The organism is Bradyrhizobium nivariense, from assembly GCF_029846695.2.
In the GTDB taxonomy this organism is placed as follows: domain Bacteria; phylum Pseudomonadota; class Alphaproteobacteria; order Rhizobiales; family Xanthobacteraceae; genus Bradyrhizobium.
The window spans coordinates 50,711-64,936 of the sequence record NZ_JARWCR020000025.1; the positions used below are offsets into that span (position 1 = coordinate 50,711).

At 66.3% G+C, this 14,226-nt stretch carries 12 protein-coding genes; 7 read left to right on the forward strand and 5 right to left on the reverse strand.

Features of this window, described 5'->3' with window-relative positions:
* The first annotated feature begins 190 nt into the window (after positions 1 to 190).
* The 4 genes from QCM77_RS21400 to QCM77_RS21415 all read left to right on the forward strand — a co-directional run bounded on the left by QCM77_RS21400 (position 191) and on the right by QCM77_RS21415 (position 5,199).
* Positions 191 to 2,527, forward strand: coding sequence for a Tex family protein (locus QCM77_RS21400; protein WP_279661294.1), 2,337 nt, complete (start codon positions 191 to 193; stop codon positions 2,525 to 2,527).
* Between the two features lie 300 nt (positions 2,528 to 2,827).
* Entirely contained in the window at positions 2,828 to 3,349 is a 522-nt protein-coding gene (locus tag QCM77_RS21405) for a hypothetical protein (protein ID WP_279661293.1), read from the forward strand.
* 97 nt (positions 3,350 to 3,446) lie between these two features.
* The gene (locus QCM77_RS21410; protein WP_279661292.1) at positions 3,447 to 4,139 is read left to right on the forward strand and encodes a response regulator transcription factor; all 693 of its coding nucleotides are present in this window, start codon (positions 3,447 to 3,449) and stop codon (positions 4,137 to 4,139) included.
* Complete coding sequence (locus tag QCM77_RS21415; RefSeq protein WP_279661291.1) at positions 4,126 to 5,199, forward strand: sensor histidine kinase; 1,074 nt, start codon at positions 4,126 to 4,128, stop codon at positions 5,197 to 5,199. The genes QCM77_RS21410 and QCM77_RS21415 overlap by 14 nt, the downstream gene beginning before the upstream one ends.
* 97 nt (positions 5,200 to 5,296) lie before the next feature.
* On the opposite strand, the gene QCM77_RS21420 is transcribed toward QCM77_RS21415, so the two are convergent.
* Both QCM77_RS21420 and QCM77_RS21425 read right to left on the reverse strand, forming a co-directional pair.
* Positions 5,297 to 5,668 (reverse strand): response regulator transcription factor, encoded by a 372-nt coding sequence (locus QCM77_RS21420; protein ID WP_279661290.1) that lies wholly within the window; start codon positions 5,666 to 5,668, stop codon positions 5,297 to 5,299.
* Positions 5,665 to 6,531, reverse strand: coding sequence for a S1C family serine protease (locus tag QCM77_RS21425; protein WP_279661289.1), 867 nt, complete (start codon positions 6,529 to 6,531; stop codon positions 5,665 to 5,667). The genes QCM77_RS21420 and QCM77_RS21425 overlap by 4 nt, the downstream gene beginning before the upstream one ends.
* Before the next feature lie 203 nt (positions 6,532 to 6,734).
* On the opposite strand from QCM77_RS21425, the gene QCM77_RS21430 reads away from it, so the two are divergent.
* Positions 6,735 to 7,700: a VOC family protein gene (locus QCM77_RS21430; protein ID WP_279684754.1), complete on the forward strand. Its 966-nt coding sequence runs from the start codon at positions 6,735 to 6,737 to the stop codon at positions 7,698 to 7,700.
* 51 nt (positions 7,701 to 7,751) lie between these two features.
* Here QCM77_RS21430 and QCM77_RS21435 read toward each other — a convergent pair whose 3' ends face one another.
* Positions 7,752 to 8,027, reverse strand: coding sequence for a hypothetical protein (locus tag QCM77_RS21435; protein WP_279661287.1), 276 nt, complete (start codon positions 8,025 to 8,027; stop codon positions 7,752 to 7,754).
* Positions 8,028 to 8,368: 341 nt separating this feature from the next.
* Between QCM77_RS21435 and QCM77_RS21440 the strand changes: the two genes are divergently transcribed.
* Positions 8,369 to 9,244: a dihydrodipicolinate synthase family protein gene (locus QCM77_RS21440; protein WP_279661286.1), complete on the forward strand. Its 876-nt coding sequence runs from the start codon at positions 8,369 to 8,371 to the stop codon at positions 9,242 to 9,244.
* A 117-nt stretch (positions 9,245 to 9,361) separates the two neighbouring features.
* Positions 9,362 to 11,683, forward strand: coding sequence for a xanthine dehydrogenase family protein molybdopterin-binding subunit (locus QCM77_RS21445; protein WP_279661285.1), 2,322 nt, complete (start codon positions 9,362 to 9,364; stop codon positions 11,681 to 11,683).
* A 179-nt stretch (positions 11,684 to 11,862) separates the two neighbouring features.
* Here QCM77_RS21445 and QCM77_RS21450 read toward each other — a convergent pair whose 3' ends face one another.
* Together QCM77_RS21450 and QCM77_RS21455 are read right to left on the reverse strand one after the other, a co-directional pair.
* Positions 11,863 to 13,059, reverse strand: coding sequence for an acyl-CoA dehydrogenase family protein (locus tag QCM77_RS21450; protein WP_279661284.1), 1,197 nt, complete (start codon positions 13,057 to 13,059; stop codon positions 11,863 to 11,865).
* A gap of 17 nt (positions 13,060 to 13,076) precedes the next feature.
* The gene (locus tag QCM77_RS21455) at positions 13,077 to 14,225 is read right to left on the reverse strand and encodes an acyl-CoA dehydrogenase family protein (protein WP_279661283.1); all 1,149 of its coding nucleotides are present in this window, start codon (positions 14,223 to 14,225) and stop codon (positions 13,077 to 13,079) included.
* Between the last annotated feature and the right edge of the window lies 1 nt (position 14,226).

The following is a 14,226-nucleotide window of genomic DNA, read 5'->3' on the forward strand; positions in this document are numbered from 1 at the left end:
CGACGACGGAGTATGTGCGTCGTCTGCGCCGCCCCCACGATTGTGGCGAGATCGCATCGCTTCAACAAAAAATCCCTTGTCGACGGTCGTCCGCCGCACCTTGATGAATCAACCCCGATTGGTCCATAAGCGGCGTCCCGCAGCCGGTGGTTCGCCTCCGCGATGCGTGCTTGGATAGAGGGGTTCTCGCGTGGCAAATATCAACCAGAAAATTGCGCAGGAGCTTGGGGTTCGGGCGGAGCAGGTCGAGGCGACGGTGGCGCTGCTCGACGGCGGCGCCACGGTTCCCTTCATCGCCCGCTACCGCAAGGAAGCGACCGGTGCGCTCGACGACGCGCAATTGCGCACCCTGGAGGAGCGCCTGGGTTACCTGCGCGAGCTCGAGGACCGCCGCAAGGCCATCCTCGAATCGGTCCGCGAGCAGGGCAAGCTCGATGCCGCGCTGGAAGCCTCCATTCTGGCCGCCGACAGCAAGGCGCGCCTCGAAGACATCTATCTGCCGTTCAAGCCGAAGCGCCGCACCAAGGCGGAGATCGCCAAGGAAGCCGGCCTGGAGCCGCTCGCCAATCAGCTCATGGCCGAGCCCACCCACGATCCGAAGGTCGTAGCCGAAGCCTTCGTCAACGCCGAAAAGGGCGTTGCCGATGCCGCTGCGGCGCTCGACGGCGCCCGCGCCATCCTGGTTGAGCGCTTCGACGAGGACGCCGACCTGATCGGGAGCCTGCGCGAGGAGGTGTGGACCAATGCGCGCATGGCCTCCAAGGTGCGCGACGGCAAGAAAACCGAGGGCGAAAAGTTCGCCGACTATTTCGAGTTCTCCGAGCCGCTGACGAAGCTGCCCTCGCACCGCATCCTCGCGATGTTCCGCGGCGAGAAGGAAGATATCCTCGATCTCCAGATCCAGGCCGAGGCCGAAGCATCGCCGCCGGGCGTGCCGAGTGCCTATGAGCTGAAGATTATGAAGCGATTCGGCATCGCCGACCTCAAGCGCGCCGGCGACCGCTGGATGATCGACACCGTGCGCTGGGCCTGGCGCACCAAGATCCAGGTCCATCTCAACATCGACCTGCGCATGCGGCTGTGGAATGCGGCCGAGACCGAGGCCGTGCGCGTGTTCGCCTCCAATTTGCGCGACCTCCTGCTGGCCGCGCCTGCCGGCACCCGCGTCACCATGGGGCTCGATCCCGGCTTCCGCACCGGCGTCAAGGTCGCCGTCACCGACGCGACCGGCAAGGTCGTCGATACCGCCGTGATCTATCCGCACGAGCCGCAGCGGCAGTGGAACGAGGCGCTTGCGATCCTCGGCAAGCTCGCGCTGAAACATCGCGTCGAGCTGATCGCGATCGGCAACGGCACCGCCTCGCGCGAGACCGACAAGCTCGCGGCCGACCTCGTCAAGGGCCTGGCCGAGCTGAAGATGACCAAGATCGTGGTGTCGGAAGCCGGCGCGTCGGTCTATTCGGCCTCGGCTTTCGCCTCGGAGGAATTGCCTGATCTCGACGTCACCCTGCGCGGCGCGGTCTCGATCGCGCGGCGGCTTCAGGATCCGCTCGCCGAGCTGGTCAAGATCGAACCCAAGGCGATCGGCGTCGGTCAGTATCAGCACGACCTCGGCCAGGCCAAGCTCGCCAAATCGCTCGACGCCGTGGTCGAAGACTGCGTGAACGCGGTCGGCGTCGACGTCAACACCGCCTCCGCTCCGCTGCTCGCCCGCGTGTCGGGCGTCGGCTCCGGCCTTGCCTCGAGCATCGTGGCGCACCGCGACGCCAACGGTCCGTTCAAGTCGCGCAAGGCGCTCAAGGACGTGCCGCGGCTCGGCCCCAAGGCGTTCGAGCAGTGTGCGGGCTTCCTGCGCATCCTCGGCGGCGAGGATCCGCTCGATGCCTCCGGCGTGCATCCGGAAGCCTATCCGGTGGTGCGCCGGATTCTCAGCGCCACCAAGAGCGACATCAAGGCGCTGATCGGCAGCGGCGACATCGTGCGTACGCTGAAGCCGAAGGATTTCGTCGACGAGACGTTCGGTCTGCCGACCGTCACCGACATCCTGCGCGAGCTCGAGAAGCCCGGTCGCGACCCGCGTCCGGCGTTCAAGGCCGCGGTGTTCATGGACGGCGTCGAGGAGATCAAGCATCTCAAGAAGGGCATGATCCTCGAGGGTACCGTGACCAACGTCGCCGCGTTCGGCGCCTTCGTCGATATCGGCGTGCACCAGGACGGCCTCGTGCACATCTCGGCGATGTCCAAGACCTACATCAAGGATCCGCGCGAGGTGGTGAAGCCCGGCGACATCGTCAAGGTGAAGGTGCTGGACTTCGAGGTCGCGCGCAAGCGCATCTCGCTGACATTGCGCCTCGACGACGAGGTCGGCGCCAAGAAGGACGCGCCCGGCATGCAGCGGGACAACAGCTCACGCAACCCCTCCCGCATGACCTCGTCGGCACCGCGCAAGCAGGAATCCTCCGGCGGCGGCGCCCTCGCCGAAGCGCTGCGCCGCGCAGCCGAGAAGAACGGCGGCAAGCGGGCGTGAGGACTTAACCTCTCCCCGCTCTTGAGCGGGGAGATGTCGAATCGCTCCCGCACGTTGAGCTGCTCGACGTATGGAGAGCTCTATCCTCGCCGTCATTGCGATCCAGAAATCTCTCCGCTGAGACAGTCTGGATTGCATCGTCGCAAGGGCTCCTCGCCATGACGAGGAGAGAGCGCGGGTCCGCCTTCCTAACTCCCGCGTCAGAATCTGGCGCATTTGTAAGTTGAAGGTGAGGGCGGGATTTCCTCATCTGATCCCCTGGAGTGGCGAGACCATCGCCGCGACAAGGAGGATACTTAGATGAACAACAGGCTTCTCACAGGCATCGTCGCAGCGGCAGTTGCTGCGACTCTGGCGGTCGCCTCGCCCGTTCTCGCCCGCGGGGGCGGCGGTGGTGGCGGCGGACACGGCGGTGGCGGTTTTGGCGGCGGTGGCGGCGGGCATTTTGGCGGTGGAGGGATGCGCGCCGGCGGTATGGGTGGCGGTGGCATGCACTTCGGCGGCATGGGCGGTGGCCATTTCGGTGGCGCTCGCTTCGCCGGCTCGCCGATGGCCGCCCGCGCTGCCTTTGGGCCACGCTTTGCCGGTGCACCACTAGCGACCCGCGCCGCCTTCGGGCCGCGCTTCGCCGGCACCGGCTGGCACGGCAGGCCCTTCATCGGCCGTCACGCGTTTTTCTTCCGCCATCATCGCTTCCACCGGTTCGCCTTCGTTGGCGCCCCCTTCTACTACGCCAATTATTATGGCGATGGCTGCTGGCGCAGGAGCTTGACGCCCTATGGGTGGCAATGGGTCAATGTGTGCGGAGACTCTTGGTACTAGCATCGCCGTACCGCACCATTGTCGCGATCGTCATCGGGCGGTTCCGTTCAGCCCCGGAACGGGATAGTCTGGTGGCGATCGTCGCGCGGAGTTTGTCATGACCGGAGGTCACCGCCGCATCCTGGTCGTCGAGGACGATCCGGAAACCGCAGGCCAGCTCGTCGAAGAGCTGACGACCTCTGGCTACGACGTCGATCTCGCAGCTAACGGGCGCGAGGCCCTGAGCCACGGCGCCGCGCGCGACTATGCCGTGATCACCATCGATCGCATGCTGCCTGATATCGACGGCATCACCGTGATGCGTCAACTGCGCGACGACGGCATCGCCGCGCCGTTCCTGATCATCTCCGCGCTCGGCGAGGTCGATGACCGCGTGCGCGGCTTGCGCGCCGGCGGCGACGACTATCTCGTCAAGCCGTTCTCTTTCGTCGAGCTTCTGGCGCGGCTGGAGGCACTCGGCCGCCGCAGCGACACCGTCGCCAAGGAGACGATCCTGCGGGTCGGCGATCTCGCCATCGACCTGATTGCGCGCAACGCCAGCCGCCGCGGCCGGAAGATTCCGCTGTTGCCGCGGGAATTCCAGCTGCTCGAATATCTCGTCCGCAACGAGGGCCGCGTCGTTTCGCGTGCGATGCTGCTCCAGCATGTCTGGGATCTGCATTTCGATCCCTCCACCAACATCATCGACGTCTATGTCGGTCGCGTCCGCCGCAAGGTCGACGACGCCCAGGCCTATCCGTTGATCCACACCATCCGCGGCATCGGATATTGTCTCCGTGCTCCTGGCTAAAACGCTCCGCTCCTCGACCTTCCGCCTGGCGCTGATCGCGATCGCGGCGTTCGGGCTGATCGTCGCCGCGATCATGGCCTATGTCTATTTCGGCACGATCGCCTATGTGCAAAGCCGTGTCGGCGATGCCGGCGATCACAGCGGCTTCACCGCGACGATCGAGCTCGCAATGGCCGCGGTTGCCGTGCTGTTGCTGGTGCTCGCCGGGCTTGCCGCGGTGCTGGTGACGCGGCGCACGGTCGGGAGGATCGAACAGATCAACGCCACCAGCCGCGCCATCATGATGTCCGGCCTCGACCAGCGCATTCCCCTGCGCGGCAGCCACGACGAGTGGGACCGCGTCGCCGAAAACCTCAACCAGATGCTCGACCGCATCGAGACTTTGATGGGCGAGGTCAAGCTGGTCAGCGACAACGTCGCCCATGATTTGCGCACGCCGCTGACGCGCATGCGGGGCCGGCTGGAGAAGGCCTATCATGCCTCGCGCAACAGCGAGGCAGACGCGGCGCTGATCGGCGATACCATCGCCGATCTCGATGCGGTGCTCGGCATGTTCGCGTCCATCACCCGCATCTCGGAGATCGAGACCCGCGCCCGCCGCAGCGCGTTTCGCACGCTCAATCTCGCCGAGGTCGCCGGCGAGGTCGTCGAGCTCTACGATGCCGCCGCCGAACAGGTCGCGACGCGGCTCAGCCTGGGCGGCGATCGTGAGGTGGCGATCACGGGCGATCGCGACCTCCTGTTCGACGCCATCGCCAATCTCGTCGACAACGCGATCAAGCATGGCCGCGCGGGCGGGCAGGTGACTGTCACCTGCCGCAGCACCAACGAGGGGGCAGTGATCGCGATCGCCGACGACGGTCCGGGCATTCCGGCGGATCAGCGCGATCACGTGTTCAAGCGCTTCTACCGGCTCGAGCAGAGCCGCTATACCCCGGGTAACGGTCTTGGCTTAAGCCTGGTCGCCGCGGTCGCTCGCCTCCATGGCGCCGAGATTGCCCTGCACGACAACGCGTCGGGCCTGACGGTCCAGCTCAGCTTCCCGCCGCACCCGCCCTAGAGCGCGATGAGATGAGGATGAATCATCATCGCGCTTTAGGTTGTTGTTTGAGCATGATCTTTTCGGAAAACCGCTTCGCACTTTTCCGGATCATGCTTTAGAGCTCGATCACGCCGCGGCGTGCCGCATGAGCCACCGCATCGGTGCGGCCGGTGGCATCGAGCTTGTCGAGCAGCGAGCCGACATGGAACTTCACGGTGTGCACGGAGATGTTGAGCTGACGCGCGATCATCTTGTTGGAGCCACCTTCCGCCATCAGCGCCAGCACGTCGAGCTCGCGCTGCGTCAGCGCGATGTCCTCGGGCATGATGCGCGGATCGCGGGTGACAATCGCCGCTGCGGCCTTCTCGCCGGGCCCGGCAAGGCGAAGCCCGGCGATGTTGGCGAGCAGCGTCGCCAGGCGATCGGCGAGGGCGGGATCGTCGATCTCCAGGGCGAGCACGATCTCGGGCGCGATATCTTCGCTCACGCCTCCGGCCTCTCGCCGACCGTGACCTTGAAGCTGACCGGCTCGCCGCCGCGGCGCGCGGCGACATCGACCACCGCGCCGACGCTCGCCGGACCCAGCATCCGCGACAGGGCACGTACGCCGGACAGCTTCTGGTCATTGACCGCGACGATGACGTCGCCCTGGCGAATGCCGGCCGCGGCCGAAGGGCCGGCCTTGTCGACATTCATCACCATCGCGCCGACGCCGTCGTCGAGCCGGACCGGCTGGAGCCCGAGGCCGAGATATCCGCGCGCGATGCGCCCGCGCGCCTCTAACTGTGCCGCGACCCGCTCGATCGTCGCCGTCGGGATCACCAGCACACGCCGCGGGCCGAGCACGGCCATGCCGAAGGCTTCGCCCGATGCATCGAGCGCGAGGCCGCCCTGCTGGCTGGAGCGCAGGCGGACGTCGAGCTCGATCCGCGCGTCGATGTCGCCGCCGCGCAGGCTGCGCCAGCTGTTGCCGGACAACGACACCAGCCCCAGCGCGGCGCTCGGCGTATCGCGGTTGGTGGCGACGACGACCGACAGCGCGCCGAGGGGCGGGACCGTTGTGGCCAGCTTGACCGGGGTCATCGCGGTATCGGCGCGCAGCAGGGCGATATCCGTCGTATGGTCGCGGCCGGCGATCGTGGCGGCCGCGGTGCCGCCGTCGGCAAGGCCGATCTCGACTTCGCCCTCGTCGGCCAGCGCCTCGTCGGCGGTGATGATCAGGCCGGGCTTCCAGACGAAGCCGGTGGCGCGGGAGCGATGTGAATGTACGGCGACGACGGACGGCGCGGTGCGCGCCACGACGTCCGCGAGCGCCGACGATAGTGAGGACAGGGGAGTGGGGTCGGTCATGGCGGGCTCCTGTAAGCTCCCCCCAATCTGGGACGTCGCGGCCGATTGTGAAACTGGCCGGATGGCCAGGAAAGTGTGCAGGAAAGCTGGTCCGTAAGACCACGGCCGACGAACATGTGATTGGGAACCGCTCACGGGAACGTGTAGCAATCGGCCCGACATTGCGCCGCACGGCCTCACGCGTTTCCAGCGAGCCCTGATTGATGACCATCGACCTCACCCGCCGCACCCTGCTTCAACTCGCCGGCGCCACCTCGCTCGCAATGGCGGCTGCGGGCGCGGCGCGCGCCGAGGGCACGCCGCAGGGCGGCGGGCCGACCTATGCCAGCCGCACGCCGATGCGGGTCGGCATGGTGACGCTCCGGGTGAAAAATCTCGACAAGGTTGCTGACTACTACCGCGACGTCATCGGGCTCACGGTGATGGAGCGCTCGGCGAGCACCGCCAAGCTCGGCACGGCCGGCATCACGCTGCTGGTGCTGGAAGCCCGTCCCGATGCCGAAATCGAGCCGCGCAACGCCGCCGGCCTCTACCACACCGCCTTCCTGATGCCGACGCGCAAGGATCTCGCGCGCTGGCTGGTGCACGCGGCCTCGCATCGTGTGCCGATGTCGGGCTTTGCCGATCACCTCGTCAGCGAGTCGGTCTATCTCGACGACCCCGAGGGTAACGGCATCGAGGTCTATGCCGACCGCGATCCCTCGCAATGGCAGTGGAGCGAGGGCAGCGTGAAGATGGCCTCCGACGAGCTCAACATTCCCGACCTGCTGTCGCTGACCAATACGCGCGTTGCCGACTATGCTAGGGCACCGGACGGCTTGCGCATCGGCCACATGCATCTGCGGGTCGGCGATCTCGCGCAGGCGGAGAATTTCTACCACGGCACCGTCGGGCTCGACCCGACCCGTCGCCGCGGCGGCGCCGCGTTCCTGTCGTCCGGCCGCTATCACCATCACCTCGGCATGAACGTCTGGCAGAGCCAGGGCGCAGGCCAACGCGACGATCAGGCAACAGGGCTCGCCTGGTTTTCGCTGGTGACGGAGAAGCCGGACCTGCTTGCCGCGCAGGACGAGCGCCTGCGCAAGGGCGGCGCGAAAGTCACGGCGCCTGCGAATGGCGTCGAGGCGATCGATCCCTGGGGCACGCGGGTGCGGCTACTCAAGGTGTGAGCCGCTCGCGCACGAACGGCTCACAGCTCGCGCATGTCGTAATCAGCGCGATTAGCCGCGCGCCGTGGGGTTGATCGAAACGTCGGGACCGGCGTGCTTCTGCGCGGCGCGGAATCCGGCGGTGATGCCTTCCTCCACCGATTGCCGAACATGCTCGTCGGTGATCTGTTTCGCCGCATTGGCCACCGCCGCCAGGATCATGGAGTCCTGGAACAGAGCTGGATAGTTGACCGGTCCGGGGCCGGGCCTGCCCCAGCTCACCGGCATCTGCAAAACGGGCAGGAAGAAGCAATGCCGCTTGCCACCGTAATTGATGCAAATTTCCATGGCTTGACTCCTCGCTAAGAGATCGCTGCGTTCGCTCTCGCAGCGTCGCGACGCTAGACCCGCGTGGCAAAGTCCCGTGTGAAGCCGTTCACACCGGAAGAGTGTATATCCCCGCGTCAAGCATTATTGATTGTGGGCGGGGACGTCAGCGCATGACCAGCGCTAACGAGACTGCCGGCGCTCGCGCCGATGCGGACGGGAATGTCCGAGCGGCGCGAGACGATGGCCGGCTGCGCGACGTCCTTGAGAGGTCGTCAATGCCCAACTTGCTGGCGATTTTTTCGCGTGTTAGCACCGATTGCGGTGCGCGTGGCGCCTGACGTTTCGGAACACTCCCTGCCATGTCCGACTTTCACGGCGTCTTTCCCTATCTCGTCTCGCCTGTAGATGCCGACGGCGCGGTGCGGACCAACGTGCTCGCAAGGCTCTGCGACGATCTGGTCGGCGCCGGCGTCCACGGTCTGACGCCGCTCGGCTCGACCGGCGAGTTCGCCTATCTCAACGCCGCCCAACGCACCGCGGTCGTGCAGACCACGATCGGGGCCGCGAGGGGACGTGTGCCGGTCGTCGCGGGCGTGGCCTCCACCTCGACGGCTGACGCGGTGGCGCAGGCGAAAGCGTATCAAAAGCTCGGCGCCGACGGCATTCTGGCGATCCTGGAAGCGTATTTCCCGCTTGCCGATGCCCAGGTCGAATCCTACTTCAGCGCCATCGCGGATGCCGTGGACATCCCCGTCGTCATCTACACCAATCCGCAATTCCAGCGCTCCGATCTCACCCTCGACATCATCGCGCGCCTCGCCGAGCATCCGCGCATCGGCTACATCAAGGATGCCTCGACCAACACCGGCCGGCTGCTCTCGATCATGAACCGCTGCGGCGATGCCTTGCGGGTGTTCTCGGCCTCCGCCCACATCCCGGCCGCCGTGATGCTGATCGGCGGGCTCGGCTGGATGGCGGGCCCTGCCTGCATCATCCCGCGCCAGAGCGTCGCGCTCTACGACCTCTGCAAGGCCGGCCGCTGGGACGAGGCGATGGCGCTCCAGCGCAGGCTGTGGCGCATCAACGAGGCTTTTGCCCGCTTCAACCTGGCGGCCTGCATCAAGGCCGGGCTCGCGATCCAGGGCTATGACGTCGGCGATCCCATCCCGCCGCAGGCCGCTCTCACCGCCGATGCGCGCAAGGTCGTGGAAGCGGCATTGCGGGAGCTTGGCTAGCCGCCATCCCGACATGACGAATCCATGGTCCGGCCGCCCAAAACCGCGGCTGGTCTCGCCTGTCTCGATCCGCTAAAAGGCAGCCCGCATTTCAAGAGACCTCGAGGACCCCACGGAATGAACATTCTTCCCGGCAATTTGCGTTTCGGAGCGGGGCAGCCCGTCAAGCGTTTGGAAGACCAGCGACTGCTCACCGGGAAGGGGCAGTTCATCGACGACAAGCCGGAAGAGGGCGCGCTGTGGTTGTACCTGCTGCGCTCGCCGCATGCCCACGCGAAGATCGTCTCGATCGACACCGGCGCCGCCACTGCGATGCCGGGCGTGACCGCGGTCTACACCGGCGCCGACCTCGTCAAGGACGACATTGGCGTCATCCCGACGCTGAGCATCTTCAAGCGCCCCGACGGCAAGCCGATGACGGTGCCGCCGCGCCGCCTGCTTGCCCACGAAATCGTGCGCTACGCCGGCGAGGCCGTGGCCGCCGTGGTGGCCGCCTCGCGCACTGACGCGCAGAGCGCGGCCGAAGCGATCGTCGTCGAATATGACGTGCGGCCGGCCGTGGTCGATCCCGTCGAGGCGGTCAAGCCCGGCGCGCCCGTGGTGTGGCCGGAGGCGCCCGACAACATCGTCGGCGCGATGAGCTATGGCGAAGCTGCCAAGGTGGACGAGGCTTTTGCCAACGCCGCGCATACCGTCGAGCTCGATCTCGTCAGCCAGCGCCTTGTACCGTCGGCGATGGAGCCGCGCTCGACCATTGCCGAGATCGACAAGAAGTCCGGACGGCTGCTGTTGCATGTGCAGTCGCAGACACCCGCCTCGACCCGCGACGTGCTGGCCGAGGCCGTGCTGAAGCGTCCGAAGGACAGCGTCCGCGTGCTGGTCGGCGATATCGGCGGCGGCTTTGGCCAGAAGACCAATCTCTATCCCGAGGACGGCATCGTCGCCTATGCCGCAACCAAGCTGAACAAGAAGATCCGCTGGCGCGGCGATCGCACCGACGAATTCGTCGGCGGCACCCACGGCCGCGATCTCACCTCGACCGCGTCCTTTGCGCTCGACGAGAAGGGCAAGGTGCTCGCCTATCGCGTCAGCTCGATCGGCTGTACCGGCGCGTATTCCTCGGGCGCGGCCAACATCATTCCGCTGGTGCTGGGGCCGTTCGTCCAGACCGGCGTCTACGACCTGCCGCTTGTGCATTTCGAGGTGAAGTCGGTGATGACCCACACCGCGCCGGTGGGTGCCTATCGCGGTGCAGGCCGCCCAGAGGCCGTGTTCATCGTCGAGCGCCTGTTCGACGCTGCTGCCCGAAAAATCGGTATGGATCCGCGCGCGATCCGGAAAGCCAACTACATCAAGCCGGCGCAGCTGCCCTACACGAATGCGGCAGGGCAAGTCTATGATTCCGGCGCCTTCGCGCACATGCTTGACCGTGCCGTGAAGCTTGCGGATTGGGACGGCTTTGCCGCGCGCAAGAAGGTCGCGAAGAAAAAGGGGCTGCTCTACGGCCGCGGGCTCACCTCCTATATCGAATGGACCGGCGGCCGCGCCCACACCGAAAAGGTCAGCCTGCATGCGACTTCGCAAGGCCGCGTCATCCTGCATTCCGGCACCATGGCGATGGGGCAGGGGCTGCAGACCACCTACACCCAGATGATCTCCGATAGCCTCGGCATTGCCATGGACAAGATCGACATCGTTCAGGGCGATACCGATCTGGCGATGGGCTTTGGCAGCGTCGGTTCGCGCTCGCTGTTCGTCGGCGGCACGGCGGTCGCGGTCTCCTCCAACGATCTGATCCAGAAGGCACGCGAGAAGGCGGCGAACGTGCTGGAGACCTCGGTCGAGGACATCGAATATCAGGGCGGCATGCTCACCGTGGTCGGCACTGACCGCCGCATCAGCCTGTTCGATATTGCCGAGAAAGAAGGTGGCGCGAAACTCAGCGTCGATTCCGAAGGTGAGGTCGACGGTCCCAGCTGGCCGAACGGCACGCATATCTGCGAGGTCGAGATCGACCCCGAGACCGGCGTATCCAAGGTCGTGCGCTACACCACCGTCGACGACGTCGGCGTCGCGGTGAACCCGATGCTGGTGACGGGGCAGATCCATGGCGGTGTCGCGCAGGGTATCGGTCAGGCGCTGTATGAGGGCGTGTCCTATGACGCCGACGGCCAGCTGCTCACCGCAAGCTACCAGGATTACTGCATCCCGCGTGCCGACGACGTTCCGCCGATCGTGGTGACGCTGGATGATTCCGCACCCTGCCGTACCAATCCGCTCGGCGCCAAGGGCTGCGGCGAATCCGGCGCCATCGGCGGCCCGCCTTGCGTCACCAACGGCGTGATGGACGCGCTCGCCGAGCTCGGCATCACCCAGCTCAACACGCCCCTGACGCCGCAGAAGATCTGGCAGGCGATCAGGGATGCGAGGGTGGGGTAGGCGCAGCCCGCGCTGCTACGGCAATCTCAGCTGTCGTCCCGGCGAAGGCCGGGATCCATAACCACCGAGTCTAATTTGGCGACGGCTGGTGGTGACCAGCTTCGCGCTACAACTTCGTCACGGCGTATGGGTCCCGGCCTTCGCCGGGACGACGCCGGAGAATGCCGCGCCAACGCGGGCTAAATCCCCAGCATCATCTTCGCGATGATGTCGCGCTGGATCTCCGAGGTGCCGCCGAAGATCGTGTAGGCGCGGCCGTTGAGATATTCCGGGACCATCGTCAGCATCTCCTCCGGGATCGCCGGCTCATGATTGAGCTTGTAGAGCGGGCGCATCGGCTCGATCGCGAGGGCGTCGTGGCCGATGACGTCGACCCCCAGCCGCGTCACGGCCTGCCGGATCTCGCTGTTGCGCAGCTTGAGGATCGACGACACCGCGCCAGGATTCTGTCCGGTCTGCAGCGCTGCGAGCACGCGCAGCTCCGTCATCTCCAGCGCGTCGATATCGACATCGACCTCGGAAATCCGCGTGGCGATGTCGGGACTGTCGATTGCGCGTCCTGTCAGGTCCGACTCCGCGAGCTCCGCGATCGCCTTGAGCCCTTCGCGCAACTTCGCCGACGCGATGCCTGAGCCGCGCTCGAACTCGAGCAGGTACTTGCCGTAGGTCCAGCCCTTGCCTTCCTCGCCGACGCGGTTCGCCACGGGCACCCGCACGTCGTCGAAGAATACCTGATTGACCTCGTGGTCGCCGCCGATGGTGAGGATGGGACGCGTGGTGATGCCCGGCGTCTTCATGTCGATCAGGATGAAGCTGATGCCGTCCTGCTGCCGCGGGCCGTCGCTGGTGCGCACCAGCGCGAACATGCGGTTGGCGTGGTGGGCATGCGTGGTCCAGATCTTGGTGCCGTTGATGATGTAGTCGTCGCCGTCGCGCACCGCGCGCGTCTTCAGCGAGGAGAGATCGGAGCCGGAGCCCGGCTCGGAATAGCCCTGGCACCAATAGTCCTCGCCGGAGAGAATCCGCGGCAGGTAGAAGTTCTTCTGCTCAGGCGAGCCGAAGCCGATGATGACGGGCCCGACCATCTTCACGCCCATCACGTTGACGTTGGGCACGCCGGCCCGCGCACTTTCGGTCTCGAAGATCCAGCGCTGCGCCGGCGTCCAATTTGGGCCGCCATGCTCGACCGGCCAGCCCGGCGCGCCCCAGCCTTGGGCATGCAGCGTGCGCTGCCAGGCCATGCCGATATCGGGGTCGGAGAACACCGACGGCGTCAACGCCGTCGCGCGCTTCATCTCCTCGGTGAGATTGTTGGCGATGAAGCCGCGCACCTCGTCCTGGAAGGCGCGCTCCTCAGTGTTGAACGACAGGTCCATGATGCGCTCCTTGTGTGTCAGGCAGGCACGGTGGTGTGGCCAAGCCGGGCGTGGCGGCCATAATGGTGCGCGCTGCCGCCGAACAGCGTATCGAACGCGACCAGCCGCTTGAAATAAGCGCCGACCTCGAGCTCCTCGGTGACGCCCATGCCGCCGTGAAGCTGGATCGACTGCTCGCCGACGAAGCGTGCGCATTTGCCGATCTTCGCCTTCGCGCCCGACGCGGCCCGCGCGCGCTCGACAGGCTCCGCGTCGACCTTCAGCGCGGCGCGCAGCGCCATCGAGCGCGCTTCGTCGACCTGCACCGCCATGTCGGCGAGGCGGTGGCGGATCACCTGGTTGGCCGAGAGCGGCCGGCCGAATTGCTTTCGAATTTTTGTGTATTCCAGCGTGGTGTCCAGCAGCACCTGCATGATGCCGACGGCCTCCGCGCCGAGCGCGGCCATGGCGCGGTCAATCGCCCATTCGATCGCGGGCAGCGCGTCGTCTCCGTCACCGAGCAAGGCGGCTTCCGGCAGAAATACGTCCGACAGCTCGATGTTGCAGGCGCGCCCGCCGCCGAGACGCGCATAGTCGCTGATCGCGAGGCTCGGCGTCTGCGCCGATACGAGGAACAGGCCGATCCGCCCCGATGGCCCCCGATGATCGTGGATATGCGCGGAGACGATGATCTCATCGGCGGCATGACCGTCGAGCACCGCGATCTTGCTGCCGGAGAGTCGCCAGCCTTGCGCTGTCTTGTTGGCGATGGTCGCGACCTTGGCGAGATCGAACCGCGCTGCGCGCTCGGAATGCGCCAGCGCGAGCTTCAACGTGCCGTCCGCGATCTTCGGCAGCGCCGCCTGCTTCTGCGCCGTGCTGCCGCATCGCTCGACCAGGGCTGCGCCAAGCACGACCGTTGCGATATACGGCTCCGACACCAGTCCGCGGCCAAAGGTTTCCATCAAAATGCCGATCTCGACCGCGCTGCCGCCGAGCCCGCCAAACTCTTCCGCGGTCGGCAGCGCCAGCCAGCCGAGTTCGGCGAACTGCTTCCAGACCGCCGGACTGTAGCCGAGCGGATCGTTCGCCATCCTGCGGCGATGATCGGCATCGTAGCTCTCGGCCACGAAGCGCTCCGCGCTCTCGCGCAGCAGCCGTTGCTCGTCGGTGAGATTGAGATCCATT

Excerpts from the sequence above, each read along its gene's own strand:
- QCM77_RS21405 (WP_279661293.1), top strand. The coding sequence starts at position 2,828 with ATGAACAACAGGCTTCTCACAGGCATCGTCGCAGCGGCAGTTGCTGCG.
- QCM77_RS21410 (WP_279661292.1), top strand. The coding sequence starts at position 3,447 with ATGACCGGAGGTCACCGCCGCATCCTGGTCGTCGAGGACGATCCGGAA.
- QCM77_RS21425 (WP_279661289.1), bottom strand. The coding sequence starts at position 6,531 with ATGACCGACCCCACTCCCCTGTCCTCACTATCGTCGGCGCTCGCGGAC.
- QCM77_RS21430 (WP_279684754.1), top strand. The coding sequence starts at position 6,735 with ATGACCATCGACCTCACCCGCCGCACCCTGCTTCAACTCGCCGGCGCC.
- QCM77_RS21435 (WP_279661287.1), bottom strand. The coding sequence starts at position 8,027 with ATGGAAATTTGCATCAATTACGGTGGCAAGCGGCATTGCTTCTTCCTG.
- QCM77_RS21440 (WP_279661286.1), top strand. The coding sequence starts at position 8,369 with ATGTCCGACTTTCACGGCGTCTTTCCCTATCTCGTCTCGCCTGTAGAT.
- QCM77_RS21445 (WP_279661285.1), top strand. The coding sequence starts at position 9,362 with ATGAACATTCTTCCCGGCAATTTGCGTTTCGGAGCGGGGCAGCCCGTC.
- QCM77_RS21450 (WP_279661284.1), bottom strand. The coding sequence starts at position 13,059 with ATGGACCTGTCGTTCAACACTGAGGAGCGCGCCTTCCAGGACGAGGTG.
- QCM77_RS21455 (WP_279661283.1), bottom strand. The coding sequence starts at position 14,225 with ATGGATCTCAATCTCACCGACGAGCAACGGCTGCTGCGCGAGAGCGCG.